29 protein-coding genes are annotated in these 26,742 nt (G+C 61.7%); 22 read left to right on the forward strand and 7 right to left on the reverse strand.

All coding sequences use genetic code 11. The annotated features are described in order from the left end of the window. Window positions 1-1,293 (reverse strand): peptidoglycan-binding protein, encoded by a 1,293-nt coding sequence (locus tag V8359_RS13305; protein WP_336429458.1) that lies wholly within the window; start codon window positions 1,291-1,293, stop codon window positions 1-3. A gap of 273 nt (window positions 1,294-1,566) precedes the next feature. Between V8359_RS13305 and V8359_RS13310 the strand changes: the two genes are divergently transcribed. Next, on the forward strand, window positions 1,567-2,007 hold the full coding sequence (locus V8359_RS13310; protein ID WP_336429460.1) for a hypothetical protein: 441 nt from the start codon (window positions 1,567-1,569) through the stop codon (window positions 2,005-2,007). A 99-nt stretch (window positions 2,008-2,106) separates the two neighbouring features. Further along, entirely contained in the window at window positions 2,107-2,913 is an 807-nt protein-coding gene (locus tag V8359_RS13315) for a hypothetical protein (RefSeq protein ID WP_336429461.1), read from the forward strand. Between the two features lie 24 nt (window positions 2,914-2,937). Here V8359_RS13315 and V8359_RS13320 read toward each other — a convergent pair whose 3' ends face one another. Beyond that, complete coding sequence (locus tag V8359_RS13320) at window positions 2,938-5,703, reverse strand: [protein-PII] uridylyltransferase (protein WP_336429462.1); 2,766 nt, start codon at window positions 5,701-5,703, stop codon at window positions 2,938-2,940. Between the two features lie 46 nt (window positions 5,704-5,749). Then, window positions 5,750-6,940, reverse strand: coding sequence for a penicillin-binding protein activator (locus V8359_RS13325; protein ID WP_336429463.1), 1,191 nt, complete (start codon window positions 6,938-6,940; stop codon window positions 5,750-5,752). An 89-nt stretch (window positions 6,941-7,029) separates the two neighbouring features. Here V8359_RS13325 and rsmI point away from each other — a divergent pair, with 89 nt between their 5' ends. From rsmI to V8359_RS13345, 4 genes are all read left to right on the forward strand, one after another. After that, a complete protein-coding gene (gene rsmI / locus V8359_RS13330) occupies window positions 7,030-7,890 on the forward strand; it encodes a 16S rRNA (cytidine(1402)-2'-O)-methyltransferase (RefSeq protein ID WP_336429464.1) in 861 nt (286 codons plus the stop codon). A 276-nt stretch (window positions 7,891-8,166) separates the two neighbouring features. Next, on the forward strand, window positions 8,167-8,610 hold the full coding sequence (locus V8359_RS13335) for a YraN family protein (RefSeq protein ID WP_336429466.1): 444 nt from the start codon (window positions 8,167-8,169) through the stop codon (window positions 8,608-8,610). Between the two features lie 72 nt (window positions 8,611-8,682). After that, window positions 8,683-9,618: a glutathione synthase gene (gshB, locus tag V8359_RS13340; RefSeq protein ID WP_336429467.1), complete on the forward strand. Its 936-nt coding sequence runs from the start codon at window positions 8,683-8,685 to the stop codon at window positions 9,616-9,618. After that, a complete protein-coding gene (locus V8359_RS13345) occupies window positions 9,615-10,511 on the forward strand; it encodes an alpha/beta hydrolase (RefSeq protein ID WP_336429468.1) in 897 nt (298 codons plus the stop codon). Before gshB ends, V8359_RS13345 begins: the two co-directional genes overlap by 4 nt. Here the strand turns inward: V8359_RS13345 and V8359_RS13350 are convergent. Then, window positions 10,498-12,012 (reverse strand): YifB family Mg chelatase-like AAA ATPase, encoded by a 1,515-nt coding sequence (locus V8359_RS13350; RefSeq protein ID WP_336429469.1) that lies wholly within the window; start codon window positions 12,010-12,012, stop codon window positions 10,498-10,500. The two genes, V8359_RS13345 and V8359_RS13350, sit on opposite strands and share 14 nt — an antisense overlap. Window positions 12,013-12,217: 205 nt before the next feature. Between V8359_RS13350 and V8359_RS13355 the strand changes: the two genes are divergently transcribed. The 8 genes from V8359_RS13355 (at window position 12,218) to V8359_RS13390 (ending at window position 18,863) form a co-directional block, all read left to right on the forward strand. After that, window positions 12,218-13,021, forward strand: a complete 804-nt coding sequence (locus V8359_RS13355) for a S49 family peptidase (protein ID WP_442970381.1) — start codon at window positions 12,218-12,220, stop codon at window positions 13,019-13,021. A 163-nt stretch (window positions 13,022-13,184) separates the two neighbouring features. Next, window positions 13,185-14,153: a calcium/sodium antiporter gene (locus V8359_RS13360; protein WP_336429471.1), complete on the forward strand. Its 969-nt coding sequence runs from the start codon at window positions 13,185-13,187 to the stop codon at window positions 14,151-14,153. After that, window positions 14,150-14,932: an SDR family oxidoreductase gene (locus V8359_RS13365; RefSeq protein WP_336429472.1), complete on the forward strand. Its 783-nt coding sequence runs from the start codon at window positions 14,150-14,152 to the stop codon at window positions 14,930-14,932. The genes V8359_RS13360 and V8359_RS13365 overlap by 4 nt, the downstream gene beginning before the upstream one ends. A 289-nt stretch (window positions 14,933-15,221) precedes the next feature. Further along, window positions 15,222-17,081, forward strand: coding sequence for an excinuclease ABC subunit UvrC (uvrC, locus tag V8359_RS13370; protein WP_336429473.1), 1,860 nt, complete (start codon window positions 15,222-15,224; stop codon window positions 17,079-17,081). 62 nt (window positions 17,082-17,143) lie between these two features. Then, entirely contained in the window at window positions 17,144-17,809 is a 666-nt protein-coding gene (gene pgsA, locus V8359_RS13375; protein ID WP_336429475.1) for a CDP-diacylglycerol--glycerol-3-phosphate 3-phosphatidyltransferase, read from the forward strand. Further along, on the forward strand, window positions 17,809-18,054 hold the full coding sequence (moaD, locus tag V8359_RS13380; protein ID WP_336429476.1) for a molybdopterin converting factor subunit 1: 246 nt from the start codon (window positions 17,809-17,811) through the stop codon (window positions 18,052-18,054). Before pgsA ends, moaD begins: the two co-directional genes overlap by 1 nt. Window positions 18,055-18,058: 4 nt before the next feature. Next, complete coding sequence (locus tag V8359_RS13385) at window positions 18,059-18,505, forward strand: molybdenum cofactor biosynthesis protein MoaE (protein WP_336429477.1); 447 nt, start codon at window positions 18,059-18,061, stop codon at window positions 18,503-18,505. A 67-nt stretch (window positions 18,506-18,572) separates the two neighbouring features. After that, entirely contained in the window at window positions 18,573-18,863 is a 291-nt protein-coding gene (locus V8359_RS13390; protein WP_336429479.1) for an SCP2 sterol-binding domain-containing protein, read from the forward strand. Between the two features lie 38 nt (window positions 18,864-18,901). On the opposite strand, the gene V8359_RS13395 is transcribed toward V8359_RS13390, so the two are convergent. Then, the gene (locus tag V8359_RS13395; RefSeq protein WP_336429480.1) at window positions 18,902-19,252 is read right to left on the reverse strand and encodes a hypothetical protein; all 351 of its coding nucleotides are present in this window, start codon (window positions 19,250-19,252) and stop codon (window positions 18,902-18,904) included. Then, window positions 19,249-19,770, reverse strand: coding sequence for a hypothetical protein (locus tag V8359_RS13400; protein WP_336429481.1), 522 nt, complete (start codon window positions 19,768-19,770; stop codon window positions 19,249-19,251). The genes V8359_RS13395 and V8359_RS13400 overlap by 4 nt, the downstream gene beginning before the upstream one ends. Before the next feature lie 232 nt (window positions 19,771-20,002). Here V8359_RS13400 and V8359_RS13405 point away from each other — a divergent pair, with 232 nt between their 5' ends. Genes V8359_RS13405 through V8359_RS13440 form a run of 8 tightly spaced genes read left to right on the forward strand, consistent with a single transcriptional unit; the run spans window position 20,003 to window position 25,419 of the window. Further along, the gene (locus V8359_RS13405; RefSeq protein ID WP_336429482.1) at window positions 20,003-20,593 is read left to right on the forward strand and encodes a DUF4384 domain-containing protein; all 591 of its coding nucleotides are present in this window, start codon (window positions 20,003-20,005) and stop codon (window positions 20,591-20,593) included. Window positions 20,594-20,617: 24 nt separating this feature from the next. Further along, complete coding sequence (locus tag V8359_RS13410) at window positions 20,618-21,187, forward strand: OmpA family protein (protein ID WP_336429484.1); 570 nt, start codon at window positions 20,618-20,620, stop codon at window positions 21,185-21,187. A 16-nt stretch (window positions 21,188-21,203) separates the two neighbouring features. After that, entirely contained in the window at window positions 21,204-21,761 is a 558-nt protein-coding gene (locus V8359_RS13415) for a hypothetical protein (protein WP_336429486.1), read from the forward strand. A gap of 13 nt (window positions 21,762-21,774) precedes the next feature. Further along, entirely contained in the window at window positions 21,775-22,320 is a 546-nt protein-coding gene (locus V8359_RS13420) for a hypothetical protein (protein WP_336429488.1), read from the forward strand. 11 nt (window positions 22,321-22,331) lie between these two features. Then, a complete protein-coding gene (locus V8359_RS13425) occupies window positions 22,332-23,174 on the forward strand; it encodes a serine protease (RefSeq protein ID WP_336429489.1) in 843 nt (280 codons plus the stop codon). Window positions 23,175-23,177: 3 nt separating this feature from the next. Then, window positions 23,178-23,834, forward strand: coding sequence for a hypothetical protein (locus V8359_RS13430; RefSeq protein ID WP_336429490.1), 657 nt, complete (start codon window positions 23,178-23,180; stop codon window positions 23,832-23,834). Beyond that, a complete protein-coding gene (locus tag V8359_RS13435) occupies window positions 23,806-24,513 on the forward strand; it encodes a hypothetical protein (RefSeq protein ID WP_336429491.1) in 708 nt (235 codons plus the stop codon). The genes V8359_RS13430 and V8359_RS13435 overlap by 29 nt, the downstream gene beginning before the upstream one ends. Before the next feature lie 21 nt (window positions 24,514-24,534). Beyond that, complete coding sequence (locus V8359_RS13440; protein ID WP_336429492.1) at window positions 24,535-25,419, forward strand: hypothetical protein; 885 nt, start codon at window positions 24,535-24,537, stop codon at window positions 25,417-25,419. A 32-nt stretch (window positions 25,420-25,451) separates the two neighbouring features. Here V8359_RS13440 and V8359_RS13445 read toward each other — a convergent pair whose 3' ends face one another. Next, window positions 25,452-26,669, reverse strand: coding sequence for a UbiH/UbiF/VisC/COQ6 family ubiquinone biosynthesis hydroxylase (locus V8359_RS13445; RefSeq protein ID WP_336429493.1), 1,218 nt, complete (start codon window positions 26,667-26,669; stop codon window positions 25,452-25,454). Between the last annotated feature and the right edge of the window lie 73 nt (window positions 26,670-26,742).

Raw genomic sequence — 26,742 nt, forward strand, 5'->3', positions numbered from 1 at the left:
TCAGAATTCGTATCCAAGCTTTCGCAGGGTGGCACGATCCGGCAGGCCGGTTTCAGGAAGGCCTTCGGACGCCTGAAATGCCGCCATGGCCCGGCGCGATCCGGGGCCCCATTGACCATCAGCTGCGCCCGCCTCGAAGCCGCCGGCATTCAAAAGTTTCTGGATGGCGCGGCGATCATCGCCCGAAAGCGAGAGCGTGGTCCAGCCACAGGCCCCGGCCACGGCATCGAATGCTTCCCTTTGACCGGCAAGTTGAAACAGGGCGTCGTGGTGACGGCCGTTCTTTTCGGTGAGGCGGAGGAACACGCGCTCGGAGTCGTAAAGGGCGCGCATCATGTCTTGGGCAGGGGCTCCGAACAGGCCTGCGCCCTTGTTCGTGGTGAGCGCGCTCCAACGGTCGGCGCGGGCGGCCTGATCGTCGATCCGCAATGTCATCGCGAAGGAATTGCGTTGCAAATCCGGGACGAGGTAATCGTTTTGAACGAAAATGAGCGCGCTTTCGCCCTCGATACAGCGCGCGACGAGCGCGGTAAAGCCGCTCAGTTCGCGCGCGTCATAGGCGGAATAGTTGATCGCGGTGATCTGCGGACTGTCGTCGATGGGGGCGCGGCTTGCCTCGATGGTCCACCAGCCCGAGATGCGGCCCCCGTCACGGTTGGCCAGTTCGAAGGGCGCCAAGGTATAATCCACATCCGGGTAGCGCGCATCGGCCCATGCGACTGTGCCGGGCTCGGCTGTTTGGGCGGTATCGGTCCGGGCCGTCTGTGCGCTGCCGGTCTGGGGCGTCACCTCGGGCGTGGTGGCTGGGGGCATGTCGGCCACTGGGATCGCTATTCCGTATTTCGCCTGAAGATAGGCCATCTGAAGCTGGGCAAGGCTTAATCGTTCGGTTTCAACCCGGCTGCGCGCAACGGCCTGAACAAGGCCGGTCGTTTCGCTGGCGTCCGACAGCGCGAGGTCGATGCGCTGTTGTGCTGCGACCATGTCTTCGAGGATTTGCGCCGCAAGCTTGGGATCGGGTTTCGTGGCAGGGATGGTCACGTCGAGAGGGGCGTCGCCTCTCTCGGCACGTTGTTGGTTCTCGATCAACTGGCGCGCCAGCAGGAGCGCCTCGCGCCGGGCCGCGGCAAGCCCGTGGATCAGCCCGCCGGAATACTTGGCAAGCGTCGCGTCAACTTCGGCGAGGCTTGTCTCGATCCGGCTTAGCTCACTGTCGAGGTCGGAGTCCTGCGCAAGTCCGGGCGTGGCTAGCGTGCAGCAGAGCAGCAACGTGGCGAGCGGTTTGGGCAACATGGATCTCCCGGGTGGTGGCGCAAACGCGAGTTTAGCGGGGCGCATGTGGCGGGCAAGGTCCATGAGCGTGCAAAAGATAGGGATAGGGGCGCGGTGGTTTGAGGGCCACACCCCCCGAAAGCCCGGCGGCACAGAAGGTTCTGTGAGCATCCAAGCGGGCTTCGCGTGGGATATTCCGGCCAAGGTGAGAGGCCCATCCACCGGATGTCAGAATTGATTTACGCCAGTAGCCATGTTTGTTTTGTGAACAGGAAAGCAAAAGGAATCAGTATGATGCATGAGGAAGGAAGAAGTTTAGGCGGGGTGCGCTCAGGGCGCATTGCCCTTGGGTTTGCAGCTTTGGTGATGCTTTTGGGTCTTGCCGTTCCGCAACAAGCTATTTCGGCCGACCGCACGTCATGGACCAAGCGCGTGGAGGTCGCACGGGGGGAGACCGCCGAGATACAGATCATGTATAATATCGACAGCCGGACATGCGAATGGCACGAAAATCCGCCCAAACCACGGTTCAGAACCGCGCCGGCACTGGGAGAGGTAGCGTTTCGGAAGGGAACCACGACACCGCATCAATGCCCCAGCAAGGTGATCGACGCGCATATCGCGCATTATACCGCAGGCAACCGGCCCGGCACCGACAAGTTCCAGATCAACTGGAAATCGACGGAAGGCAGCAGGAAGGTGTTCCGTGTCACCTATATCGTCAACGTCAAATAGGGACGCAACCGGAGCTTTGCGGCGCCATATCGAAATACGTCCGGAGTGGCGGCTATGAACTTTGGGCCGTTGCTATCACGCGCTTTGATGGCGCTTTTCATGCTTCTACTCGCCGGGGCGTCGGCGGCAAGGGCCGAGCGCGATGTGATCATCTTTGCCGATTTTGCCTGCACCGAATCCGCGGCGGGCGATCCTGATGACTGTTTGGCCGTCAAGGCGCTGCAGGACGCGCAAAACATCAACATACTCGCTGTTGTGGCCAGCGGCGGCAATGCCACCCGGCAGGTCTCTCATCGGCTTGGTCGCATGCTGTTTCCCGACCTGCGCATTCTTCCGGGATCGAATCCGCGCGTGCGGTGGCGCACAAAGACGCATGAAATCGTGGCCGATTTGGCCATGAGGGCCGGGGCCGGCGTTTCGGTTCTGGTTCTTTCGCCAGCGGGTGACTTTGCGATGACCCTGCGACAGCGGCCCGGACTATTGGATGTCATCAAGGACGTCGTGCTTGTCGCCGGGCGCGCGCCGGGCGATCGCTTTGAAATGGTCCCGGGAGGGCGGGTTTTGCGCGATATGAACTATGAGAAGGACCGGCGCGCGATGCAGGAGGTTTTGCCACGCCTGTTTCGTCATCGCGTGGCCACCCGGTTTGTGGGGTTTCGGGCGGCGGTGAACACAACCCTGCCCAAGGGTTTCATGGATCGCCGTTTCGTGCCCGACGCGCAGCGCGCATGGGCGAGAAAGACGCGATTCTGGTTCGGGGCGCGGTTGCCACCCTTTGATGTGGTCGCGGCGATGGCGCTGACCCGTTATGTGCGGCGCCTGCAATGCCATCCCGTGAAGGTCGAGGCGGGTCGCGATCTTTTGGTGCGCCCGGCGCGACGGTCTTATTTCAGCTTCTGTGATTGAGGGCGCTGCGCGGCGTTTGTCTGTCTATTTTTCCGCGCGTTCGGCCCCGGCCTCGATCGCGGCGCGTATCCGGCGTTCGAGCGCGCGCTGTTTGGCGTCGGAATGGAATTTCAGGCCGAACATGTCCTTGACGTAAAAGGTATCGACCACCTGTTCGCCGTAAGTCGCGATCACCGCCGAGTTGATATAGACGTTGGCATCCGCAAGAGCGCGGGTCAGATCATAGAGGAGTCCCGGGCGGTCGCGGGTGTCGACCTCGATGATGGTGTAGATTTCGGACCCGTCATTGTCGAACGTGACATGGGTTGGCACCCGGAAGGCGCGATCGCGTTTGCGCACCGGAAAGCGCGAGACGATGGCGTCGCGCGGGATGATCTCGCCCTTGAGTGTCTTGTGGATCATGTCGCGCAGGCGCGGCAGGCGGGCGGCTTCGAACGGGTGGCCGTCGGCATCCTGTACCCAGAAGGCCGCCGTGGCAAAGCCGTCCTTGGTGGTGTAGGTGCGCGCGTCGACGACATTCGCCCCGACAAGCGCGAGAGCCCCGGCAAGCCGTGAGAAGATACCGGGATGGTCAGCCAGCGCGAAACAGGCGCGGGTGGCATCGCGGTCTTCGTCGATGGCAAGGTCGATGCCGATGCCGTTCTCTTCGAGATTGCGCAGCAGGGTGGCAAAGATCACATGCGCGGTCACATGCAGCCCCTGCCAGTAAGGGGGATAATGGCGCGCCGTCTCGAGCTTGAGCGCGGATTTATCCCAATCGACGAGTGCGGCACGCAGATTGCGCTTGGCCTCGGAACCGCGCTGTTCGCGGTTGAGGTCTTCTAGCCCGCCTTCCATCGCGCGGCGCGTCTGACGATAGAGCGCGCGGATGAGCGAGGCTTTCCAGTTGTTCCACGTGCCGGGACCGACGCCATTGATATCGCAGACCGTGAGCACGCAAAGCAGGTCGAGCCGTTCCCGCGTCTGCACAAGCTTGGCGAAATCGCGCACGGTGCGCGGGTCGGCGATGTCGCGTTTCTGGGCCATGTCGGACATCAGAAGGTGATAGCGCACCAGCCATTCGACGGTGTCCACCTCCTTGGGCTTGAGGCCGAGGCGCGTCGCGACCTTGCGCGCGATCCGGGCCCCGAGGATCGAGTGATCTTCGGGGCGGCCCTTGCCGATATCGTGCAGCAGAAGCGCGACATAGAGCACCCGGCGGTTGATGCCCTCGTCGAGGATCGAGGAGGCGATGGGCAACTCTTCCACAAGTTCGCCGCGTTCGATCCGGGCAAGATAACTGATGCATTGGATCGTATGCTCGTCCACCGTGTAGTGGTGATACATGTTGAACTGCATCATCGCCACGATGGGCTCAAACTCGGGGATGAAGGCCGACAATACGCCCAGTTCGTTCATCCGCCTGAGGGCGCGCTCGGGATTGCCATGCTTGAGCAGAAGACCGAGGAAAAGCTTGCGGGCCTCGGGCGTGGCGCGCATTTCAGTGTCGATCAGGTCGATATTGGCGGTCACAAGCCGCATCGCGTCGGGATGAATGAGCAGGCCGGTGCGCAGGGCCTCTTCGAAGAGGCGCAAAAGGTTGATACGGTCCGACAGGAACACCTCTTCGTCGGTGATCGCCAGACGCCCGTGGACCTCTTCGTAGCCGGGTTTGAGCTTGCGTTTGCGGCGCAGGAGACGTTGCAGGAGCGGCTCGGCCTTGACGTGCATCGCCTCAAGCTTGGTCAGGAAGATGCGCGTCAGTTCACCCACCGCGTTGGCATGGCGGAAATAGGCCTGCATGAAATGCTCGACCCCGCGCCGGCCGGCGGTGTCCTCGAACCCCATGCGCGACGCGATCTCGACCTGAAGGTCGAAGCTTAGTTGATCGTTGGGCCGTTTCGTCGCGAGATGAAGCTGACAACGGACCGCCCAGAGGAAATTCTCGGCCTTGGCGAAGAGGTCGAATTCCTCTTCGGTGAACATCCCGTGGTCAACGAGTTCGGACACGTGATCGACGCGGTGCAGATATTTGGCGATCCAGAAGAGCGATTGCAGGTCGCGCAGCCCTCCCTTGCTCTCCTTGACGTTGGGTTCGACCATGTAGCGCTGACCGCCCTGTTTCTCGTGCCGCTCGTCGCGTTCCTCGAGCTTGGCTTCGATGAATTCGCGTGCGGTGCCGCGAAACAGATCGCGCCAGAGACGATGGTCGAGATTGGCCGCAAGCCGCGCATCGCCAGTGATGTAGCGGTGTTCGAGAAGCGCGGTGCGGATGGTGAAATCCTCGCGTCCGAGGCGCAGGCAATCACGGATGGTGCGGCTTGCGTGGCCTACCTTGAGACGCAGATCCCAGAGGATGTAAAGCATCGATTCGATGACGCTCTCGGCCCAGCCGGTGATCTTGTAAGGTGTCAGAAACAGCAGGTCGACATCGGATTCGGGTGCCATTTCGCCGCGTCCATAGCCGCCCACGGCCAGCACGGCGATATGTTCGGCCTCGGTCGGGTTAGGGCGCGGGTGCAGGTGGTGCGTCGCGGCGCGGAACGTCGCGAGCACGATCTGATCGGTGAGCCAGCTGTAGGAGCGTGTTGCGGCGTGCGCCGCGAGGGGCGTGTCGGCAAGCGCGTCGGCGATGGCCGCGCGCCCATTCTTGCGCGCCGTCATGAGGCAGGCCACCACCGCGTTGCGCAGTTCGCGGGCATCTGAGGACGTCTCGGCGGCGGTGTCTATGGTGGCGCAGACCGCCTCTTGGTCGAAGATCGACCGGGCATCGCAGATAAGATCGTCCGGAAGGGGGGCCGCGTCTTTCATCGGCGGCGCCCCTCCGCTACGTGGAGTGTCGTGCGCGCGGAGCGGATCAGAAGCCACCGCTGCCGAAGCTGCGCGGAGCCGGATCGAGAACGACCACCTGCTGGTCACGGATGGTTGCTATCGCCAGCGCGCGCTGATTGGTGCCGTCCGGCAGCAGGCGGAATGCGCCCCCCGTGCCCTGAAACCCCGCCGTCTGAGTGAGCGAGCCACGGGTGAGCGCATCGGACCGCCCCGACCGTGCCAATGCGCCGATGGCGGCGATGCCGTCATAGGCCAGACCGGCGATGGCATGGGGATCATTGCCGTAGGTCTCCTTGAACCGGTTGCGGAACCGGGTCGCGCGGTTGGTGTCGGGAAGGGTGAACCAGCCGCCCTGCAGACCCGGAAGCGCCAAGGTTTGCGGTGGTTGGTCCCAGCGGGTAAGTCCCGCCCACTGGATCGCCTCGGGGGTGAGCCCGTTCTCGGGGAGCATCTGCGCGAAGAGTGGCAGGGCCCCTGCGGTGTTCGAGGTGAGCATCAGAGTGTCGGCATTGGTCTGACGTGCGGTCGATGTCACACGCGGCACGGCGGCCACCACGCCCTCTTGCGAGAAATTGTAGCCCACGCGCCCGGCAACGGTCATCCCGTTGGCCGCAGCGGCGCGCGAAATCGCCTCCTGCCCGATCTGCCCTGCGAGATTGTCGGAACTGACGATCAGAACGTTGGATTTGCCGTTGCGCCGTGCATAGCCGAGAATCCGGTCGGCGGTGTTGTCGAAGGTATTGCCCAGCACGAACAGGTTGCCGCCCGCGATGGTCGCGTTGTTGGAAAAGGCCAACACGTTGACATCGCGAGGGGCCATGGCCACGGCCACCGCATTGGCGGATTCGGCGTGCAGCGGCCCGAGGATGATGCGCGCGCCGTCCGAGACCGCGTTGAGCGCGGCCTGCTGGGCCTTTGCGGCCTGTCCTGCAGTGCCGTAGACGCGCAGGTCGATGCGAACGCCATCCAGATCGCTCACCGCGAGGCGCGCGGCGCTTTCGAGATCGCGGGCAAGCGCGGCCTCGCCGGAATTGGCCGACCCATGTGGCACCAGAAGGGCCACGGGAATCGGCGTGGAGGGGTCGATCTGCTGACCACTGCCGGTGCCGCCAGCCCCGGGCACCGCGACACCGTCACAGGCGGCATGCCACATCATGGACATGAAAATGAAAAGACGGCTCAACACCTTGCGGGCATCGGACAAAACGGCAAACATGGATAAATCTCACTCCCTCGGGGTGCGGCGTGGTTCTCCCGCCGCGTTTCGAGTGGCGATAATAAACTTTGAACCGGGCGGGTCCAGAGATGAATCCCATCACAACGCGAATGCCCGCCGGGCTTTACCTTGTTGCGACACCTATCGGCACGGCGCGCGACATCACCTTGCGCGCGCTTGACCTTTTGACGTCGGGCGACGTGCTCGTCGCCGAGGATACGCGCAGCCTGCGCAGGCTGTTGGAAATTCACGGCATCGCGCTTGGGGACAGGCCGCTCTGGTCTTATCACGATCACAGCGGCGAGAAGACCCGCACGCGCATTCTTGATGTTCTTGAGGCGGGAAAATCAGTGGTTTACGCATCCGAGGCCGGGACCCCGATGATCGCTGATCCGGGCTTTGATCTTGTGCGTTCGGTGCAGGGCGCGGGGCATTCGGTAACCTCGGCGCCGGGCCCGTCTGCCGTGATCACCGCTCTGACACTGGCCGGATTGCCGACGGACAAGTTCCTCTTTGCCGGATTTCTGCCCAACGCCCGGTCTCAGCGAAAAACCGCGCTTCGGGCGCTCTCGGATGTGGAGGCGACTCTGGTTTTTTACGAATCGCCCAAACGGGTCGCGACGATGCTCTGCGATGCCTCCGAAACGCTCGGCGGTGGGCGCGATGCGGCGGTCTGCCGGGAATTGACCAAGAAGTTCGAGGAGGTGATGCGCGGCACGCTCGACGAATTGGCGGAACGCTGTGCGGCGCGCACGCTGAAAGGCGAAGTGGTTGTGCTGGTAGGTAAGGGCCATTCGGAAAAAATTAGGGAATCTGATTTAGAAGACTTGGTGAAAGAGGCGCTTGCGCAGATGTCGGTGCGCGATGCGGCGGATGCGGTGGCGGGCCAAACGGGTGCGAAACGGCGGCAGGTCTATCAGCTTGCGCTTAAACTGGCAGCCGGGACCTAAACGTTTTCGCCCTTAACCTGAGACATGAGCGAAAGGCGTTAAGCCGGGGACGGTTTGTGTCGCTGATTTGATCGGCTTGACGAAGCGTTAACGATAAACTGCTTATGGTGTGAAACGGCGATGGAACGGTGGTAGATTGGCACGAATTGAGGCCCGACGACCTATACAGCCGGGATATGACGAGAGCGTGTTTCACGAGAGTATCGGGAATGCCCAAAGAAATGACTGAACAGGCCTGATGACGAAATTTGACGGTGATGGTGGAGGACTGATGCGATGAGTATGAAGGCACGGACTGCTTGTTCTACGGCGCGGGTAACGCGGGATCGCCCTGCTACGGGCAGCGCGGCACAGTCGAAACGTGATCGTGGGCTGCTCGCCTACCTCGCCGGCAGCGCCGCGGAAGAGCAAGTGATGCTGGATTATCTGTCGCGTGGCGCAGTCTGCCTTGAGCAGCGCTGGCGCGGGCAATCGGGCGAGATCGATCTGATCTTTCGGGACCAAGGTGTGGTTGTATTCGTCGAGGTGAAGACATCGCGCACACATGACCGCGCGATTGCCAGCTTGCGGCCTGCGCAGGTGACGCGGATATACAACGCGGCTTCGGAATATCTGGCGCATGTGCCCGAGGGTCAGCTTGCCGATATCCGCTTTGACTTGGCCACGATGGATGCCTTGGGCGGGATCGGAATCATGGAAAACGCCTTTGGCCAAATGTGACCTGATCCGATTTCCGAATTGAACCGGGCTCTGTGTTGACGCAGTAATGGTGCGAGCAACAAGGGATGAGCCATGAAAATCGCCTTTCAGATGGACCCGATCGGCCCCATCGACATCGACGCCGACAGCACGTTTCGCCTGATGCTCGAGGCGCAGGAGCGGGGATACGAGCTTTTCTATTACACGCCGGACCGGCTCGCCTATGACGATGGGCGGGTGACGGCGCGGGGCTGGCCGGTGACGGTTCAACGTGTCAAAGGCGATCATTACACGCTGGGCGAAGAGCAGCGTGTGGATTTGGGCGATTACGATGTTGTCTGGCTCAGGCAGGATCCACCCTTTGACATGTTCTATATCACCACCACCCACCTTCTTGATCGGCTGGCGCCCGGCACGCTGGTGTTGAACGACCCGTTCTGGGTGCGCAATTTCCCCGAGAAGTTGCTTGTTCTTGATTTTCCCGACCTGATGCCGCCGACCACGATCGCTCGTGATCTCGGCACGCTGCGGGCCTTCAAGGAGCGCCATGGCGATGTGATCCTCAAACCGCTTTACGGCAATGGTGGGGCGGGGGTGTTTCTATTGGTGGAGAGTGATCGCAACCTCACATCGCTGCACGAGATGTTCAGCGGGTTCAGCCGCGAGCCATTGATCGTTCAGAAATTTCTGCCCGATGTGGCCAAAGGCGACAAGCGCGTGATCCTTGTCGACGGCGAGCCGGTGGGCGCGATCAACCGCGTGCCCGCCAAAGGCGAGACACGGTCCAACATGCATGTGGGCGGTCGGCCGGAAAAGATCGAGATGAGTGCGCGGGATCATGAGATATGTGCCGCGATCGGCCCGCTCCTGCGCGAAAAGGGACAGGTTTTCGTGGGGATCGACGTGATCGGCGACTATCTCACCGAAATCAATGTGACCTCACCCACGGGCATTCAGGAGCTTGAGCGGTTCGACGGCACCAATGTGGCTGGCCTTATCTGGGACGCTGTTGAGAGGCGCCGCGCATGAGCCTGATGCGCCCTTTGCTGAATCTCTGGCTGCGCCTGACCGAAAAGACGCATCTGGCGCGCGCGGAGGACCCCGAGACGCTGCGCCGATCATTCGAGAAAAAGGGCCGGTTCTTTTTTCATGGGCCGCGCGGGGCGGTTTATGACGAAGGTGCGCTCGAGCATGAGGGGCGCACGGTGCCGGTTTTGCATGTCGAGGCGCAGGAGGCCGGCGATGGGCCGATCATCCTTTATTTTCATGGTGGCGGCTATGTCTTTGGAAGCCCGCGCACACACGCGGCGATGTTGGCGCGGTTGAGCCGCGAGACGAAGTTGCGCACCGTGCTGCCCGATTATGCCAAGGCGCCCGAGCGGCCATTCCCCGCCGCTCTCGACGATGCGCTTGCCGCCTATCGGGCGCTTGAATGGCACGAAGAGGGGATCGTGCTGGGCGGGGACAGTGCTGGTGGCGGGCTGGCCCTCGCGCTTCTGGGCGAGATCACGCGGCTGGGCTTGCCGCAGCCAAGGGGGGTCTTTACCTTCTCGCCGCTTGCCGACATGACCTTCTCGGGCGAGAGTTTGGTCGAGAACGCCAAGAGCGACGTGGTACTTCCCGCAGCGCGGGCGCGCGAGATGGTCGAAATGTACATGGCGGACCATGATCCCGAAGATCCGCGCGCGACGCCGCTCAATGCCGACTTCAAGGGCGCGTGCCCCGTCTGGATCGTGGTGGGAGATACGGAAATCCTGCGTGATGACGCGGTGCGCATGGCACGCCACCTGCGCGGCGAGGGGGTCGAGGTTCATGATCGGGTCGAGCGCGGCGTGCCGCATGTCTGGCCGCTGTTTCATAACCTCTTGCCCGAGGGGCGGGCCACCTTGCGTGATCTGGGGGTCTGGATCAGGTCTCTTTGAGATTGGTGATCCGGTAGGACACAGCCTCGGCCACGTGCGGGCGGCGCACCTCGACCGCGCCATCCAGATCGGCGATGGTGCGTGCCACGCGCAGAACCCGATGATAGCCGCGCGCCGAAAGACCGAACCGGTCGGCCACGCGGATAAGCAGGTCGCGCCCCTCGGCATCGGGGGTGGCGATCTCTTCGAGGGCCTCGCCTTCGGCATCGGCATTGAGGCGCATGCCGGGCCGGTCGCCCAAGCGGTCCTGTTGCACCGCCCGTGCCGCGGCCACCCGTGCGGCAACCTCTTCCGAGGTGTCGCCACCGGCGGGCAGGTCAAGATCGGCGAAGGCCACCGGCGGCACCTCGATGCGCAGGTCGAACCGGTCCATCAGAGGGCCCGAGATGCGGCCCAGATAATCTTCGCCGCAGTGGGGCACGCGCGCGCAGGCGCGAGCGGGATCAGGCAGGTAGCCGCATTTACACGGGTTGGCCGCCGCCACCAGCATGAACCGGCATGGATAGCGGACATGGGCATTGGCGCGGGCGACCACCACCTCGCTGGTTTCGATGGGTTGGCGCAAGGTTTCGAGCACGGCGCGGGGAAATTCGGGAAATTCGTCCATGAAAAGCACGCCGTTATGCGCGAGACTGATTTCGCCCGGACCTGCACGCCGCCCGCCACCCACGATAGCCGCCATCGACGCGGTGTGATGGGGTTCGCGAAACGGGCGGGTGCGGTTGATGCCCCCTTCGTCGAGCAGGCCGGCAAGCGAGTGGATCATCGAGGTTTCCAGCGCCTCGGATGCGGCCAGCGGAGGCAGGATGCCGGGCAAACGCGCGGCGAGCATGGATTTGCCCGAGCCGGGCGATCCGGTCATCATCAGGTGATGTCGCCCCGCCGCCGCGATTTCGAGCGCACGCTTGGCGCGTTCCTGACCCTTGACGTCGCGGAGGCAACGGCCGGTTGGATCGCTCGTCACCTCGCCGGGTTCGGAGGGCGACAGGGGGGACTGGCCGGTATAGTGGCGCACCACCTCGCCGAGGCTGGCTGCGCCCAGCACACGCGCGGCCTCGACCCACGCGGCCTCGGCGCCTGACGCGCGGGGACAGAGAAGCGTGCGGTTTTCCTCGGCTGCGGCCATGGCGGCGGGCAGCGCCCCGATCACCGGCACGAGTGATCCGTCGAGCGAAAGCTCGCCCAGTGAGGTGGTTTCCTCGACCGCGTCGCCGGGAATGATTTCGAGCGCGGCAAGCAGGGAGAGCGCGATTGGCAGGTCGAAATGGCTGCCTTCCTTGGGTAGGTCCGCCGGGCTCAGGTTGATCGTGATCCGCTTGGACGGGAGTGCGATGGACATCGCGCTCAGGGCGGCGCGCACACGGTCGCGCGCCTCGGAGACGGCCTTGTCGGGCAGGCCGACAAGCGAGAAGCCGGGGAGGCCGGGCGTCACCGCGCATTGCACCTCGACGGGGCGGGCGTCGACCCCCTGAAAGGCCACGGTATATGCGCGGGTGACCATCGCAGCGCCCCCTTTCGAAGATTGCGAAGGGTTAACGATAGGGGCGGCTGGTTTACGAATGGTTAACAAAGTATTTGCGGATTTGGACGAGGCTTCGCACCCGCTCGGTTACTTTTTTGCCATAAAGCTGCGCCGTGATGCGCGGCGCTTCTTGTTTCGGGGGGCCGCGCCATCTACATCAGCGGTCATGAAGCTCTGGACCTCCCTGAAAATGCGCCTGCCCTGGCCAAGCAAACACCCGCGCGTTGCGGTGGTTCGGCTGTCTGGCACGATCGGCGCAGGACCGCGCGCCGCGCTGAGCGATGAAGCGTTGCGCCCGATCCTTGAAAAGGCGTTCAAGCGGGGCAAACCCGCCGCTGTTGCGCTGGTGATCAACTCGCCCGGCGGCTCGCCCGTGCAATCGGCGCTTATCGCCGCCCGAATCCGGCAACTTGCGGACGAGAAGGGCATCCCGGTGCATGCGTTCGTCGAGGATGTGGCGGCCTCGGGGGGATATTGGCTGGCCACCGCTGCCGATGACATCTGGGTCGATTATGGTTCGATCGTTGGGTCAATCGGCGTTATTTCGGCAGGGTTTGGCGCGCATATTTTCCTGTCGCGGCAGGGGTTCGAGCGGCGGGTCTATACCGCCGGCAAGTCGAAGAGCATGCTTGACCCGTTCCAGCCCGAGAAGAAAGAGGATGTGGCGCGGCTCGAGGATCTTCTGGACCAGATGCACGAAGGGTTCATCGCACAGGTCAAGGAGCGACGCGGCGACAAGCTTACGTCGGAGCGTGATCTTTTCACCGGAGAGTTCTGGATCGGAAAACGCGCTGTGAGCCTTGGTCTGGTGGATGGACAGGCGCATCTGGAGCCAAAGCTTCGGGCGCTTTATGGCAAGGATGTCAAGCTTTTGCGATATGGGCGCAAGAAGGGTTTGCTGTCGCGCTTCGGCGCGAGCATGGCCGAAGACGCGCTGGGAGCGGTTGAGGACCGGGCGGAGTTTGCGCGGTTCGGTATCCGCCAATGATCGTCAAGATCGTTTTCTTATTCCTGATCGGGATGGGCGTGCTTGCCATGTTCGGGCGGCTGCGGTTTCCGGGACAGAAGCGGCTTGAATCCGCGAAATGCAAGGGCTGCGGGCGCTACCGGATAGGCAAGGGCCCTTGCCGCTGTGGGAAGGGCGGGCGCGGATGATCGTGTGGTTGTATGCCGGGTTGGGCCTTTTGATCCTGCTTCTGGCGGGTGACTCTCTCGTCAAGGGGGCGGTCAACCTGAGTTTGCGGGTCGGCGTTCCGGCGCTGATCGTGAGCCTGACCATCGTGGCGTTTGGCACGTCGGCACCCGAGCTTCTGATCGCGGTTAACGCGGTTCTGGGGGACAAGCCGGGACTTGCACTGGGCAATGTCGTGGGATCGAACACGGCGAATATTCTTCTGGTGCTGGGTGTGCCGGCGATTCTGTCGGTGCTTCACACAAGTCAGTGCAACACGCGCAAGACCTTTGGCTTCATGATGCTGGCGACGGTCGTCTTTATCGCGCTGGCCTTTCGTGGGGCCTATGACATCTGGGCTGCGGCGGTGCTTCTGGCACTTCTGACCTATGTGCTTGTGGATGCGTTCCGTGATGCAAAATCACACCGGCGCGCGGCACGCGATGGCGCCAAGGCGCGGCAGGTCGATCTCGAAGAAGAGATCGAAGGTGTGGACCCGGACATGCCTTGGTGGCAAATCATCGTCTTTTTGCTGCTTGGCCTTGTGGGGCTCCCGTTGGGCGCGGATCTTTTGGTGCGCAATGCCTCGATCATCGCGGCGAATTATGGGGTGAGCGACGCTGTGATCGGTCTCACGCTGGTGGCTCTGGGCACGTCTTTGCCCGAGTTGGCGACAACGGTGATGGCCGCGATCCGAAAGCAGGCTGATGTGGCGTTGGGCAATGTCATCGGGTCCAACATGTTCAACCTGTTGGCCATTATCGGGATTGCCGCGCTGATCGGCCCGATCCCGGTCGCCCCGGAATTCCTGCGCTTTGACCTTTGGGTGATGCTCGCGGCGTCGCTGATCTTGGTCCCGTTCGTGATGTTCCGGCATGATATCGGACGTGTCTGGGGTGTTCTTCTGAGCGCGAGCTATTTGGTTTACATATATGTGGTGCTGATATGAGCGGCAGGGCACTTGTCACCGGGGGCGCGCGCCGGCTTGGTCGGGCGATGGCGCTGGAACTGGCCGAGCGTGGCTATGATGTGGCGGTTCATTATTCTGGCTCCAAGGCCGAGGCGGGCGACGTGGCCGATACGATCCGTGCCATGGGCCGGAAGGCCGCCACGATTCAGGCCGATCTTACCGACGAGGCACAGATTCAAGGTCTTGTTCCGCAGGCGATGGACCTTCTGGGCGGCCCTGTCGAGGTGCTGATCAACAACGCCTCGATCTTTGAATACGACACGATCAAAAGTGCAACGCGCGAAAGCTGGGACAGGCATCTGGAAAGCAACCTGCGTGCGCCCGTGGCTTTGACGCAGGCGGTGGCGGGCGCGATGCCACCGGCGGGCAGGGATGACCGTGACGAGCCTGTGGCGCGCGGATTGGTGGTGAACATGGTAGATCAGCGGGTGCGCAAGCTCACGCCGGAATTCATGTCATATACGATCGCCAAGATGGGCCTCTGGGCCTTTACCCGCACCGCGGCGCAAGCATTGGCACCGCATGTCCGCGTCAATGCGATCGGACCGGGCCCCACGCTCAAGGCGGCTAAGCAGAGCGAGGCGCATTTCGCCAAACAGCGCGAGGGCACAATCCTTAGGCGTGGTGCCAACGAAGAAGATATCGTAGGGGCCCTGCGCTATTTCCTGGAGGCGAAGGCGGTCACCGGACAGCTTCTTTGTGTCGATGGCGGGCAGCATCTTGGCTGGCAGACGCCGGATATACAGGGCGTAGAATAGGTTTGACCGTATCTGAGTTGTGCACTGACGAGGGTTTTGTCATGAAGCTGTTAAAAAACCTTAATGTTATCAAACATTTGCCGGCGGAATAAAAAACTACCCCATGGTTTCAATGGGTTAAGTAACTGCCTAAATTTTAGGCAGTTTAACGAAGCGGGCTGGATACAACGGAAAATTCCAGCTCACGGAAAGTTATCGCCAGAGTTATCCACAGAAACCGGGGACATGTTTCCTCTTGATCAAGTGGAGATATGATGCAGGGGCAAACCCGGGAATCGGCACAGGCGCAATGAGCGAGAACGCATCCCAGAAAACCGGCCATGAGGTGATCCGCGATTACGTCAAATCGCTGGATGGAAGTCCGGGCGTTTACCGGATGCTCGATTCACAGGCGCGGGTGCTTTATGTCGGCAAGGCACGCAACCTGAAGGCACGGGTGAGCAATTACGCCCGCCCGACCGGTCATACCGGGCGGATCGAGCGGATGATCCGCGAAACCGCGTCGATGATGTTCCTGACGACGCGGACCGAAACCGAGGCGCTGTTGCTTGAGCAGAACCTGATCAAGCAGCTCAAGCCGCGCTATAACGTTCTGTTGCGGGACGACAAAAGCTTTCCCAACATTCTTGTCACCTGCCATGACTATCCGATGATCAAGAAGCATCGTGGCGCGAAACGCGAAAAGGGGGCGTATTATGGCCCCTTCGCGAGCGCCGGGGCGGTCAACCGGACGCTGGCACAATTGCAGCGCGTGTTCCTTCTGCGCAATTGCAGCGATGCGATGTTCGAGACCCGCACGCGGCCCTGCCTGCAGTATCAGATCAAACGCTGCACCGCGCCATGCGTGGGTTATATCAGCAAGGAGGACTATGCCGGGCAAGTCCGCGACTCCGAGCGGTATCTGTCGGGCAAATCCACCGAGATACAGGAAAAGCTGGCGGCGCAGATGGCCGAAGCGTCGGACGCGATGGAATTCGAGCGCGCCGCGGCCCTGCGTGACCGGATAAAGGCGCTGACCCAAGTGCAGACGGCACAAGGGATCAACCCGCGCACGGTGACCGAGGCGGATGTCATCGCGCTCAACCTCGAAAAAGGTCAGGCCTGTGTGCAGGTGTTCTTTGTGCGCGGCGGGCAAAACTGGGGCAATCGGGATTTTTATCCGCGCGTCGGCCCCGAGGTGGAGGAGGGTGAGGTGCTCGAGGCCTTCATCGGGCAGTTCTACGACGGCAAAGAGCCGCCGCGGCAATTGATCCTGAGCCATGCCATCGACAACACCGATCTGATGCAGAACGCGCTGAGCGAGACGCTGGGCCGCAAGGTTGAAATCCTTGTGCCGGTGCGCGGTGAAAAGGCCGAATTGGTGGATGCCGCCCTGAGGAACGCGCGGGAAAGTCTGGCGCGCCGCATGGCCGAGAGCGCGACGCAGGCCAAACTGCTTCGCGGTGTGGCCGAGGCGTTCGACCTTGAGGCTCCGCCCGAGCGCATCGAGGTTTACGACAACAGTCACATACAAGGGGCGCATGCGGTGGGCGCGATGATCGTGGCGGGCCCTGAGGGGTTGATGAAAGGCCAGTATCGCAAGTTCAACATCAAGGGTGATGACCTGACCCCCGGTGACGATTTCGGCATGATGAAAGAGGTTCTGAAACGCCGGTTCAAGCGCCTTCTGAAGGAAGACCCCGAGCGTGAGAAGGGCATGTGGCCCGATCTTCTCTTGATCGACGGCGGGGCGGGGCAGGTCAGTGCCGTGGCGCAGATCATGCGCGAAATGGGTGTCGAAGACATCGCCATGGTGGGTGTGGCCAAGGGCATCGACCGCGACCATGGCAAGGAAGAGTTTCACCGTGTGGGGCAGCGCCCCAAGGCTCTCAGGCACAATGACCCGGTGCTCTATTTCATTCAGCGTCTGCGCGACGAGGCTCACCGGTTTGCCATCGGCACCCACCGCGCCAAACGGGCGAAAGCGGTCGGCGCGACCCCGCTTGACGAGGTGCCGGGCGTGGGGGCGGCGCGCAAGCGCGCGCTTCTGGCCCATTTCGGCAGTGCCAAGGCGGTAAGCCGCGCCAACCTTGCCGATCTCAAGGCGGTGGACGGCGTATCCGCAGCGCTCGCCCAGAAGGTATATGATTTCTTTCACGAGAAGGGTTGATCCACGCAAGTGGCATGGAAAACGGGCTTTCCCCATAGGGACGTGCGGGGTAGACAGGCGGTATGACTGTCACCCTCCCAAACGTGCTTACCATTCTGCGCCTCGTCGCCGCGCCGGCGATCGCCGTGATGTTCCTTTATTTCAACCGGCCCTGGGCGGATTGGTTCGCGCTTGTGCTATTTGTCAGCGCGGCGATCACCGACTGGATCGATGGCTATCTCGCCCGAAGCTGGAAGCAGGAGACGAAGCTGGGTGCGATGCTGGACCCGATTGCCGACAAGGCGATGGTGGTGATCGCGCTTATGGTGATCGTGGGCTATTCGTCGATGTCGCCATGGCTGGTGCTGCCGGCGACCTTCATCCTGTTCCGCGAGGTGTTCGTCTCGGGGTTGCGGGAGTATCTGGGCGATGTGGCGGGCACGCTCAAGGTTACGAAGCTGGCCAAATGGAAGACGACCGCGCAGATGGTCGCGATTGCCTGCCTCTTTGCACAAGGCGTCTTTGAGCATTATTTTGGCATGTCGGTCTTTGGCATGGATAACGCGATGGTGCTGGATATCCTTCAAGGCCGGGAAGAGGACGTTCTTGGCCTTTGGTGGAAGATGGAAGGCATGATCTGGGCTGGGCGGCTTGGCCTATGGCTTTTGTGGCTGGCGGCGGCCCTGACGGTGCTCACCGGGATCGACTATTTCGCCAAGGCGTTGCCACATCTGAAGGAGCGTGACTGATGGATGTTCTATATTTCGCATGGGTGCGTGAACGTGTGGGTCTGCCGCGCGAGCGGGTCGAGACGACGGCCGCCACGGTGCGCGATCTGGTGACCGAGTTGAAGGCCCGCGAGGCGCGATACGAGGCGGCGTTTGCCGACGAACGGGCGTTGCGCGTGGCGGTGGATCAGGAATTGACCGATTTCGACGCGGATCTGAGCCGCGCGCGCGAGGTGGCCTTTTTCCCGCCGATGACCGGAGGCTGAGCCGATGGAGATACGTGTCGAGGCGCACCCCTTCGACCTTGGAGCCGAGACCAACCGGTTTGCCGCGCGCCAGAGTGATATGGGCGCCGTCGTCACCTTCACCGGCATTGTGCGTGATGTGGCGGGCGGCCTCGATCACATGGAGATCGAGCATTATCCGGGCATGACCGAAAAGGCGCTGACCGCCATGGCCGAAGAGGCGGTGGGCCGCTGGGACTTGGGCGATGTTTTGATCATTCACCGCCACGGGCCCATGCGCCCGGACGAGATGATCATGATGGTGGCCACCGCCGCCCGGCATCGTGCCTCGGCGTTTGAGGCTGCTGAATTCCTGATGGATTACCTCAAGTCGCGCGCGCCTTTCTGGAAGAAGGAACACGCCGCCGACGGTGCCGGATGGGTCGCGGCGCGGGACGAGGACGAGGACGCGCTGTCACGGTGGGAGCCGTGACGTAGGGTCAGAATTGTGCGCGTCTGGGGGATGCGTCAATGTTCCTGCAACATTGACAGGAGGCCCCATGTCCGAGCTTATTCAATCCTATGTCACCCGGCTTGATCCCAAGGCGAAAGGTGCGATTCGCGGCACCGCCAAACTGAGCGTCACTGGCGAGGGGTGTGTCATGCTGGACGAGTTCGGCGCGCGGGCGGGGGATGAGCCTGCGGACGTGGTCCTGATGGCCCGGGACGAGGTGTTTCGCAGCATCCTGTCGGGCGACCAGAACCCCGTGATGGCCTATATGTCCGGCAAGCTGAAGGTCGAGGGGAACGCGCAGCGTGCCCTCAAGGTGAGCGCGATCCTCACCGGCTAAGAGGCGCCGCCTGCCCTTAGGGCTGTGGCGGGCTTCGATCACTCTTCGACGACAGTGGCCTGCATCGCCATCAGAATGAGCATGAGCGCGTCCGACTGATTGCGCTGCGTGGTCATGTCCATTGAGGCCGTAATCAGTGCGGCCGGATCACCCGTAAGGCTTTTTAGCTCTGCATCGTCTTTCTGATGGCTCAGGCGACAGGTGAGATCGGTGTAAAAGGATTCGTTGAGATATCCCGCCAGACGCGAGATTTGTGGGTCTTCGGCCCCCATCAACGCATCCTGCACCGCGATCCGCAGGTCGAAATCAATGCCGTCGCAGGGCATCGCGCTTGCGCTTCCCGGTCCAAGGGCGAGGGCGGTGAAGGCGGCGATCACATAGCGTTTCATGGCTGAACTCCTGTCGTTGCGAGGTCGTGTCCGACCGTGTTGCGGACATCGTCGAGATAGTCGGCGAAACAGTCTTCGGCCGTGCCCCGCGATTGGATGATCTTTGAATAATATGGGGTTTCGATTCGGACAATGAAACCCGCCTGCTCAAGTGCTTCGATCACGCGACGGCCGGTTTCGGGCGAGAATAGCAGGATCGTCAGGCGCTGAATGTCGGCCTGATCGAAGCCGGGCGTTGCGGATAGCAGGTTAGCCTTGGCCTTGTGCATCTGAATCGGTGAGAAAAGCCCGCGTTCGAGTCGCGGCACTTCGAGCCCCATGAGCCGACGTTTTTCGGGTTTGTCGATGAGGTCGCGCAGTTGGGTATTATGCGCCTCGATATAGGTTTCCAGCTTGGCGGGCTGTGCGACAAGATCGAAGGCGCGCAGCAGAAAAAGAAATTCCGACAGCACGAATACATTCTCGCTGCGCAGGGTTTTCAGCAGGAGCGGGTCCGGTTCGAGGGAGGCGCGGCACAATTTGTTGTGGAATTCTGTCTTTGACCGACGCAAACTCTCCAGAGTGTTTATGTTTCTCAGATCTGTCATGGGCATGTGAAACGATATTTAGGGGGGCATATCAATGTCAGAATGCCAACTGGAATTTAGGTGGGCAACTAAAAATTAGCATAGCCTTCCCACATTGAGTAGTTGCCGGAGACCTCCTATCCTTTGATCCATGAGACGCAAATCGCTACAAAGGAGCAATACAATGTTTAAGACTTTTAAGATCACCGCCGCCGCCGTTCTTTTGGCAAGTGCCGCACCCGTCTGGGCCGAGATGTCCGACATGGGCGCCTTTCGCGCGCTGAGCGCCGTCGAAGTTGCCGAGACCCCGGTCACCGCGCAGATCAAGCCCATCGAAGTCGCCGATGTTGACAGCGCCGCCAAGGGCGTTCTGAAGAAAGGCGACCGCATTGCCTTTGAAATCGAAGGCGTCGAAGGGGCCAAGGTCTATATCCTCAACATGGACAGCGCGGGCACGATCCAGATGATCTATCCCAACAAGTTCGCGACCGGCGAAGGCGCACAGGAAGAGGCCACGATGATGGTGCCCTCCGAAGGCGCGAAATACGAGTTCGAAGTGAGTGGCGACGGTGGCACCGAAATGGTCAAGGTGATTGCCATCGACGGCGACAGCAGTGCCTATGACGCGATGATCGCCGCGCTTTTCGACGAAAAATCCGCCTTCCCCCGCGCGCTCGAACCTGCGGAAAAGACGGTCAAGAGCCTTGAGGATGTTTTCGCGGCCGGAAGCGCGCAAATCCGGGCGGCGACGCTGGAATATGTCGTCGCTAAGTAATCGCGGGCGTAAGGAGTATTCAGAATGCACAGCATCAGGACATATAGCGCCCCGATGAATGTTGCGCGGATCTGCCTTCTGGCGGGGCTCATGGCCATGGCCGCCCCGCTTAAGGCCGCAGACTGTGGCGACACGCCCGCAGTTCTGGGCGAAACGGCGGATGCGGACATGATCCGCTGCGCCCTGAGCCGCGCGCAGGCCGAGAACAGCGCCCGGTCGTTGACCATCGTCGAGGCCGAACCCGAGATCGAACCCGTGGCGTTCGCCATCAATTTCGAGTTCGGCAGCGCCGAGATCACGCCGGCATCGCGCGAATTGCTCGCGCGGGTGGCCAAGGTCATCGCCGAGGACGAAGAACTTCGCGAGGCCGCCTATTTCGTGGACGGGCACACCGACGCGGTGGGCAGCGAAACGGATAACGAAGCACTCGGCCGCGAACGGGCGCAGGCCACGGCGGGCGCACTTCTGAGCGGGGTCGATTTTGCCATGACGCTCAAGGTGCGCAGCTTTGGTGAGGCGCAGCTTGCCGATAGTGACAACCCGGAAGCCGCGACCAACCGGCGCGTTGAAATCACGCCGGTCGGGCGCAACTGACAAAGGAGACGGCACGATGACAGGTTCTGGAACAGTCCGGCGCGGAGGCCGCGCAGTGGCCGTGCTGACAGCGGCGATGCTGGTGCAGGGATGCGCGAACGGCTTGCCGATCTTCGGTCAGTCGGCACGAACCGAGCAGGTCATCGTGCCGGAACCCGAGCCGACGGTTTCGTCGGCGCAGTTGAATGCGAAGGCGCAGGCCAAACCGGCCTCGACCACCAAGACGAAGGCCGCGGTCAAGCCACAGACGAGGAGCACCTCATTGGAGACCGACACCGCCCATGATCTTGATTTGAATGTCACGTATTTCGTGCGACTTATGGTGCCGGTGGGGTCGGAATTGACCGTCGCCACCAAGGGGGACGGCAATTCGACCAGCAAGACGGTCAAGACATCAGGTGGTCCGCCCTATGCGGTGAGCCTGCCGGTGCCTGAATCCAAGGCCGGCTATCCGATGAAGGTCACGGCGACGCTGACTTCCACTATCGGGCATGTCCTTGAGGGTGAGGTGACACTCCCCAAGGAGCCGGGCGGCGAGGTTGAAATCGTCATGGTGCCCAAGACGTCGAGCTGAGGAGGGAAATTCGATGAAGACAGGATTGAGAACAACATTTTTTGCGGCCATGGTGGCCGCGCTGCCCGGTGCCACGATGGCAGAGTGCATCAATGCATATATGACCGGCCTAGACGAATACGAGGCGGGCCAGCGGACCTCAAAGCCGAGCTTTCGGATCAATGAATTGCTGGTGCTGTGCTTCACGCCAAAGCAATCTGGATTTGTCTCGGTGTTTGACGCGCCAATCGAAGGCGATTTTCAGCAGCTTTATCCCAACAAGCTGACCCATCCGGGCGGTGAGACCTATGCCGAGGTGGCCGCGGGCGAGGAATATTGCTTTGGCACGCGCGACACCTTCCCACTCTATCATCCCGAGGATGAGGGCGTGGGCATCGGCAAGATATCCATCGCGCTGACAAGCCGCGAGGATTACCAGCTTGATGGCAGCGATTATGCCATTCCGGGTCAGAAGGTCGCGAAAAAGACGATGCGGCTGCACCTGAGCAATCACAAACGGTCGCAGGCGAAGTGTTCGGCACGCGACGTCACCTATCTTGATTATCGTATTACCAATTGAGGGGATCTGACATGAGGAATTTCCTGACCAAATTCGTGCTGTCAGCAGCCGTGACACTTGGCCTGACGGGCGGGGCCATCGCACAGGCGCAGATGGAGTGTATCGACCCGAAATCAGATCAGCCGGTGCTTCGAATCGTGAACGGCGACCGCGCCAAACCGAGTGATTGGCCTTTCATTGTGGGGCTTTATCACAAAGGGGCCGGGATTCAGTTTTGCGGCGGATCGCTCATCAATCAGCAATGGGTGCTGACGGCGGCGCATTGCTGGGGCGATGCACAGCCGCAGGACGTGACGATTCACCGCTCCGGCAGCAATGGCAAGCTCGACCCGAACGGGCGGGGTATTGCCAAGCTTATCGTGCATCCCGGTTATAACCCGTCCGACTATAATGTGCATGATGTCGCGCTTCTCAAGCTGTCGGGCAAATTCAACATCCCCAACAGCCAGTTGGCGATCCTGCCCACCAAGGCGGTCGAGAAAAAGCTGGCCGGCGTGCGCACCTGTTCCGAGGTCGCGGGCTGGGGCGCGCTTGAATCGGGCGGGCAATCGTCGAGTTACCTGATGGAGGTGGATGTTCGCCAGCTTTCCAATGACGTTTGCAAACGGGGCTATGGCGATGGCATCCGGTCCGGCCAGGGCCCTCATCTTTGTGCGGGCTACGAGGAAGGCGGCAAGGATAGCTGTCAGGGCGACAGTGGCGGGCCGCTTATCGTGCGGGACGGGCCAACTGGCTTCCTTCAGGTCGGCGTGGTGAGTTTCGGCAAGGGCTGTGCGTGGAAGGGGTTCCCCGGCGTCTATGCCCGGGTCTCGGATCACCGCGACTGGATCTTCAAGATGGTCGCACAGAACTGATCCATGCGACGCTGGTGGACATATGTCGCGGGCGCCCTGCTGGGGCTGGGGGCGATGGGCGCCCCTGCCCATGCAGGGTGTACCGGGGCATATCAGTATCCGGTGGCGGATATCGAAAGCGATATCATGCGGTCGATCCTCGTCTCGACACAGGCCGACATTCAGGAGTTCTTCAATTTCCGCTTTGACGCGTTCTGTATGGATAGCGAGGAATATGGCGCCTATTATGACGTGCAGGAAAATACCCTTGTCGTTGGTGTCGAGTTCTTTCTGGATGTGGCGAACCCGCCGGGCAACATAAACCGTGCGATCGCGATTTTGGCACATGAGGCCGCGCACGCCTTTCAGGCCAAGCACGGCCTTTTGAACATGCTGGTCGAGACGAACCCGCACCGCGTCAAATGCATTGAGCTGCATGCGGATTTTCTATCGGGCGGTTACATGGGCTGGCGATCCGAGAAATATGATATCGACGTCAGCAAGATGACCGAGATGTTTTACGGGTTTGGGGATCAGTATACCGATCAGGACACCCATCACGGGCTTGGACCGGAGCGGTTCATTTCATTCCGTCAGGGGTTTCTGACGAAGGTTGACGACGAAATAACATTATCAAGCGTGGGGATTGCATATGTTTCACAAGCAAAATGCGATGATTAGAGCGGGTTTCGTGGTGCTTGGGCTGGCCGTGGGAGCGGTCTTTGGTTCAGGCGCGCAGGCCCAGCAATTCAAGATGAACATCGGCTGTCCGACGTTGGGTAGCGAGGATCTTGGCAAGTATACGATCGACCAGTTGAACGAAGCTTGTCACAACAGCTCGAGCGGGTCGTCCTCGTCAAGCTCGAGTCAGCCGGTGCAGGTGGCCTCGGCCGAGGGGGGCGCGGCGCTGAGCTGTGGGCAGCACAAGGCGCTGGCCGCCTTCGCCCGGATGAACCCCGGTTTTGTCGAGGGGGAAACCAGTCAGGCAATCGTCGCCAAATACTGTGGTGACGGGGTGCCGGACAATTCGGTTCCACAAGGAAGCCAAGCGGGCGGTGACCTGCTGTCTGGGGTGTTCCGGTTCGAGCGCGGCTATCACACGCAATATTCAGGGGCCAAGCGGCGTATCTGCCAGCCCTATTATTCGGGCGATGCCTATCTTGACCGGGGCAAGATCACCTTTACGTCGGGCGGTCACACATGGCGTGGCACGATCAGCCAGAACTCGTTCGTCTCGATCACTCGCGACGGCGTGACTCCGCGCCCCAAGAACCCGACGAGCATTTCCGGCCCGATGTTGGAGGCGGAACTGTATAACGGGTATTGTGGTTACGGATTTTTCCGTCTGTCGGCGAAATAATCAAAAAACAGGGAGGCCAGTATGAGCAAATTGATCACATGGGGCGCGGCGGCGTTGATGGCGCTTGCCGCCAATGCCGCCATGGCACAGGACACGACCGACGACAGATGCCTCTCGCCGGCGCAGGTGCGCGACAATGACGTTGCCCGCAACGCGGGGGCCATGGGCGAGGGGATCTGTATCTCACAGCTTGAGATTGAGGAGAATGGCCTTGCTTGGCGGTTCACGGTGGTCGAGAACACGGCGCATGCCAAAGGGCCGACGATCTTCCTGTTGCACGACAATGAGCAGGCGGCTTTCGACACGGCCTTTTACGGTATCCGCAAATATGGCGGCAAGCTGGTGGCGGTGGAAGCCGCCGACTCACGCGAATTCAAGGGGCAGGATCCGAACCGTAATTTCGGCACCACCGCCGCCGCGACCGCGCCTTGTAGCCAGATGCGGCGCAAGCCCGCGCCGATCTTTACCGGGGTTCTGATGGACCTTCAGGCGCGGCACCCCGGCTTTATCCTGACACTGCATAACAACGCGAACGGGCACAGCGGCAATGGCGGTAGCGGCGGAATCAGCGCGGCACGGCAAAGCGCGGTTATGAATGGGATGATGGCGCCGAATGGCGGCGATGAGGATGATGCGATCCTTCTGGCCGGGACCAAGCCGTTTGACCAGAACAACGAGGCGCGCAAGACCGTCGCGAAGCTTCACAAGCAGGGTGTGAACGTGATCTATGAACATGTCCGCCCCGACCGAAACGATTGTTCGTTTTCGAACTATGTCGTGCTCAACAATCTGGGGACGTATTACAACATCGAAGCCCAGCACGGGCATGGCGCACAGCAAAAGCGTATGCTGGATATTCTCATGGGGCTGGAGCGGGTCCGCGTTCGCGACAAACGGGTTCAGTAAGCCCAGAGGCCCCGGCCATCCGCCCTTTGGGCTCAGCGCATAAGATCGGGTAGATCGCCCGTCAGGCCCGCGGCCTCACGGATCAGGCCGCGGCGCAGTCCGGGAAGCGCGCCAACGACGCCCATCCCGATATCGCGGCCCAGCCGCAGGATCGGGTTGTCATTTGAAAACAAGCGGTTGGTCAGGTCCGTCGCCATAGCGAGCGTTGCCGTATCGAAACGACGCCATTGCTGATACCGGGCCAGCACATCGGCGGCCCCTATGTCTTCGCCGCGATTGCGCGCGTCGCTCAGAACCTGAGCGAGCGCCGCGACATCGCGCAGCCCGGCATTCAGACCTTGGCCCGCAATGGGGTGCATGCCATGCGCCGCATCCCCCACCAGCGCCACGCGGTCGGCGACGAAACGGTCGGCCAGACTTAGCCCCAAGGGATAAGTATAGCGTTTGCCGCGCAGTGCGATATCGCCAAGGAAATCTCCGAAGCGGGGGCGCAGAACTTCCATGAAATCGGCATCGTCAAGCGCGTGGAATTCGGCGGCGGTCGCGTCGGTTTCGCTCCAGACGATTGAGCTGACATTGCCGGGGAGCGGCAGGATGGCCAGCGGCCCGGATGGCATGAAGAACTGATGCGCGATGCCGTGATGCGGCGCCTCATGCGCGATCGCGGCGACGAGCGCCGTCTGACCATAGCCCCAACCGGTGCGCCCGATGCCGGCGCGCGCCGCCGTGCCCGATCCGCGCCCGTCACAGCCGACAAGCAAGCCCGCTGTCAACGTCTGGCCCGAGGCGAGCCTGATCAGTGCATGGCCCGCGCCCACCTCCTGTGCGACAACACGCTCGCCCGAGATGGGCGTGATGCCGGGCGTTTGGCGAAGGGCCTCAAGCAGCGCGCGGCGCAAAAAGCGATCCTCGCACATATGGCCCATCGGGCCTTCCTCGATCTCGGCGTGATCGAAATGCAGGAAGAACGGAGAGAGCGGCCCTTCGCCCGCGCGCCCGTCCGAAACCTTGATTTCGAGCATGGGTTGCGTGTTCCGGGCGATCCCGTCCCAGAGCCCGAGCCGGGACAGAAGCCTGACCGAGGCCAAGGCCAGCGCATAGGCGCGCCCGTCGAAGGCGGCGTTCTTGCGCACGGCTTCAGGTTCGGCGTCAACGATGGTGACACTGAAGCCTGCTTGGGCGAGGGCAAGGGCAAGGCTGGGCCCGCCAAGGCCGCCACCGACGATCAAGATATCGCTGTGTTGTTCCATGTCGCAAATATGGTGGGTTGCGCGGGATTGTCCATGCGTGACCGTGACGCTACCGTCGCATCGAACGCGAAAG

Source organism: Roseovarius sp. E0-M6 (assembly GCF_037083845.1).
In the GTDB taxonomy this organism is placed as follows: domain Bacteria; phylum Pseudomonadota; class Alphaproteobacteria; order Rhodobacterales; family Rhodobacteraceae; genus Roseovarius.

Coding starts and splice junctions, on each gene's coding strand:
- V8359_RS13305 (WP_336429458.1), bottom strand. CDS start 1,293: ATGTTGCCCAAACCGCTCGCCACGTTGCTGCTCTGCTGCACGCTAGCC.
- V8359_RS13310 (WP_336429460.1), top strand. CDS start 1,567: ATGCATGAGGAAGGAAGAAGTTTAGGCGGGGTGCGCTCAGGGCGCATT.
- V8359_RS13315 (WP_336429461.1), top strand. CDS start 2,107: ATGCTTCTACTCGCCGGGGCGTCGGCGGCAAGGGCCGAGCGCGATGTG.
- V8359_RS13320 (WP_336429462.1), bottom strand. CDS start 5,703: ATGAAAGACGCGGCCCCCCTTCCGGACGATCTTATCTGCGATGCCCGG.
- V8359_RS13325 (WP_336429463.1), bottom strand. CDS start 6,940: ATGTTTGCCGTTTTGTCCGATGCCCGCAAGGTGTTGAGCCGTCTTTTC.
- rsmI (WP_336429464.1), top strand. CDS start 7,030: ATGAATCCCATCACAACGCGAATGCCCGCCGGGCTTTACCTTGTTGCG.
- V8359_RS13335 (WP_336429466.1), top strand. CDS start 8,167: ATGAGTATGAAGGCACGGACTGCTTGTTCTACGGCGCGGGTAACGCGG.
- gshB (WP_336429467.1), top strand. CDS start 8,683: ATGAAAATCGCCTTTCAGATGGACCCGATCGGCCCCATCGACATCGAC.
- V8359_RS13345 (WP_336429468.1), top strand. CDS start 9,615: ATGAGCCTGATGCGCCCTTTGCTGAATCTCTGGCTGCGCCTGACCGAA.
- V8359_RS13350 (WP_336429469.1), bottom strand. CDS start 12,012: ATGGTCACCCGCGCATATACCGTGGCCTTTCAGGGGGTCGACGCCCGC.
- V8359_RS13360 (WP_336429471.1), top strand. CDS start 13,185: ATGATCGTGTGGTTGTATGCCGGGTTGGGCCTTTTGATCCTGCTTCTG.
- V8359_RS13365 (WP_336429472.1), top strand. CDS start 14,150: ATGAGCGGCAGGGCACTTGTCACCGGGGGCGCGCGCCGGCTTGGTCGG.
- uvrC (WP_336429473.1), top strand. CDS start 15,222: ATGAGCGAGAACGCATCCCAGAAAACCGGCCATGAGGTGATCCGCGAT.
- pgsA (WP_336429475.1), top strand. CDS start 17,144: ATGACTGTCACCCTCCCAAACGTGCTTACCATTCTGCGCCTCGTCGCC.
- moaD (WP_336429476.1), top strand. CDS start 17,809: ATGGATGTTCTATATTTCGCATGGGTGCGTGAACGTGTGGGTCTGCCG.
- V8359_RS13385 (WP_336429477.1), top strand. CDS start 18,059: ATGGAGATACGTGTCGAGGCGCACCCCTTCGACCTTGGAGCCGAGACC.
- V8359_RS13390 (WP_336429479.1), top strand. CDS start 18,573: ATGTCCGAGCTTATTCAATCCTATGTCACCCGGCTTGATCCCAAGGCG.
- V8359_RS13395 (WP_336429480.1), bottom strand. CDS start 19,252: ATGAAACGCTATGTGATCGCCGCCTTCACCGCCCTCGCCCTTGGACCG.
- V8359_RS13405 (WP_336429482.1), top strand. CDS start 20,003: ATGTTTAAGACTTTTAAGATCACCGCCGCCGCCGTTCTTTTGGCAAGT.
- V8359_RS13410 (WP_336429484.1), top strand. CDS start 20,618: ATGCACAGCATCAGGACATATAGCGCCCCGATGAATGTTGCGCGGATC.
- V8359_RS13415 (WP_336429486.1), top strand. CDS start 21,204: ATGACAGGTTCTGGAACAGTCCGGCGCGGAGGCCGCGCAGTGGCCGTG.
- V8359_RS13420 (WP_336429488.1), top strand. CDS start 21,775: ATGAAGACAGGATTGAGAACAACATTTTTTGCGGCCATGGTGGCCGCG.
- V8359_RS13425 (WP_336429489.1), top strand. CDS start 22,332: ATGAGGAATTTCCTGACCAAATTCGTGCTGTCAGCAGCCGTGACACTT.
- V8359_RS13430 (WP_336429490.1), top strand. CDS start 23,178: ATGCGACGCTGGTGGACATATGTCGCGGGCGCCCTGCTGGGGCTGGGG.
- V8359_RS13435 (WP_336429491.1), top strand. CDS start 23,806: ATGTTTCACAAGCAAAATGCGATGATTAGAGCGGGTTTCGTGGTGCTT.
- V8359_RS13440 (WP_336429492.1), top strand. CDS start 24,535: ATGAGCAAATTGATCACATGGGGCGCGGCGGCGTTGATGGCGCTTGCC.
- V8359_RS13445 (WP_336429493.1), bottom strand. CDS start 26,669: ATGGAACAACACAGCGATATCTTGATCGTCGGTGGCGGCCTTGGCGGG.